The sequence below is a fragment of the Aquabacterium sp. genome (assembly GCF_004297345.1).
Taxonomy (GTDB): domain Bacteria; phylum Pseudomonadota; class Gammaproteobacteria; order Burkholderiales; family Burkholderiaceae_C; genus Aquabacterium.
Genome location: NZ_SCTN01000012.1, coordinates 1 through 1669, shown reverse-complemented (window position 1 = coordinate 1669; position 1669 = coordinate 1). Strand labels below are relative to the sequence as shown.

Annotated in this window: 1 protein-coding gene; it reads left to right on the top strand. The window is 63.6% G+C overall.

The features are described from left to right. A partial coding sequence (locus tag EPO09_RS00315) for a hemagglutinin repeat-containing protein (protein WP_290639046.1) occupies positions 1-1669 on the top strand: 1669 nt, incomplete at both ends.

Sequence of the window (1669 nt, the reverse complement as noted above, 5' to 3'; positions counted from 1 at the left end):
GGTCTGGGTGTGGGTGGTGGCCTGGTGGGCAGCCAGACGACGGATACCGTCAAGGGCAGCGACCGCAACGTGGGCACCACGCTCAATGTGGGCGGCAATGCGGCTGTCACAGCCAAGAAGGACATCACGTTGCAAGGCGCAACCGTTGATGTCAAGGGCGATGGCAAGTTGGATGCGGGTAATAACGTCAACATCCTGGCGGGCAAGGACGCCGACTACAGCAAGACCACGACCAAGACGACCACCTTCCTCAAGGTGGACAGCGGCAGCGGCGAGTCGGGTTCGAGCGCGCAGTCTTCCTCCGGTTCTCGCTCCGGCAACGGCGCAGCCTCGGCTGAAGCCGGTGCGTCTGCCAGCGCCAACGCCAGCGGCAAGGGTGGCCTGATCCTGGGTGAAAGCTCCACCAGCACGACCACGACGCTGGATCAACGCAGCGTCGGTTCGAGCGTGAAGTTCGGCGGCAATGTGGATGTGAACGCGGGCAACACGCTCACGCTCAAGGGCTCGGAGCTGTCAGCCGGTGGTGATGCCAACATCAATGCCAAGGACGTGAAGGTCCTGGCCGCCGAGAACATCAAGACCAGCACGACCACGACATCGACCACGTCCGTCGGCTTCATGGGCGAGAGCGACAACAAAGCCAATGCCCAGGCGAAGGCCAGTGCCTCGGCCGATTCAGGCGGCGCGGGTGCTTCGGGCAAGGCCAGCAAGTCCGGTGTGGGCGGCACTGCCGGTGCCGACGCCAACAAGCTGGGCGCGCAAGCCTCTGCCGATGCGTCTGCTGAAGCCAGCAGCGAAAGCAAGCTGACGCTGGCCCGTACCAGCAACACGTCAGACAGTTCGCTGGACATCACGCACACGGGCTCGGCCATCAAGTCCGGTGGCAACATGAAGATCAACGCCAGCAACTCGCTGACGACGGTCGGTTCGTCCGTCGAGTCGGGCGGGAACATGGATGTCAAGGCCAAGGACATGAGCTTCCAGGCTGCCCAGGACGTGCATGAGACGCGTAGCTCCAGCGATGTGACCTCGGTGGGCCTGTACGCCGATGCCAGCGCATCGGCCAAGGCGCAAGCCAATGCCAAGGCCGGTGGCGGCAGCATGTCGGCCAGCGGTTCCGCCAGCGCTGAGGCCAAGGCCGAAGGCAGCGTGGGTCTGTATGGCAGCAATGAAAAGAGCAGCGATGTCAAGGGCTCGACCACGGCCGTGACTTCCAGCCTCAAGGCTGGCGGCAACATGACACGCACGGCCACCAACAGCATCACCGATGTGGGCACCAACATCGAAGCCGGTGGCGACTTCACGCAATCCGCGAAGACCATCACCAGCAAGGCGGCGCAGAACACCACGTACGAGTCTTCCAAATCCGAGAAGAACGAGGCCAAGCTGGGCCTGTATGCGGAAGCTGGCGCCAGCGCCTCGGCCAGTGCGAATGGTTCCGCGGGTATCGGCGGCGCCGTGAGTGGCACCAACACCAGCGCCAGCGCAGATGCCGCTGCCGGTATCAAGGCCAGCTACGAGAACGACAAGAGCTCGGCCTCGTCGTCGAGCAGCAATGCGGTGGTATCCACCATCAAGGCGGGTGGCAAGGTGTCCAGCACGTCCAGCGGCAAGACCAGCCTGGAAGGCACGCAGATCAACTCTGGTGGTGACACCGTGTTGAATGCCG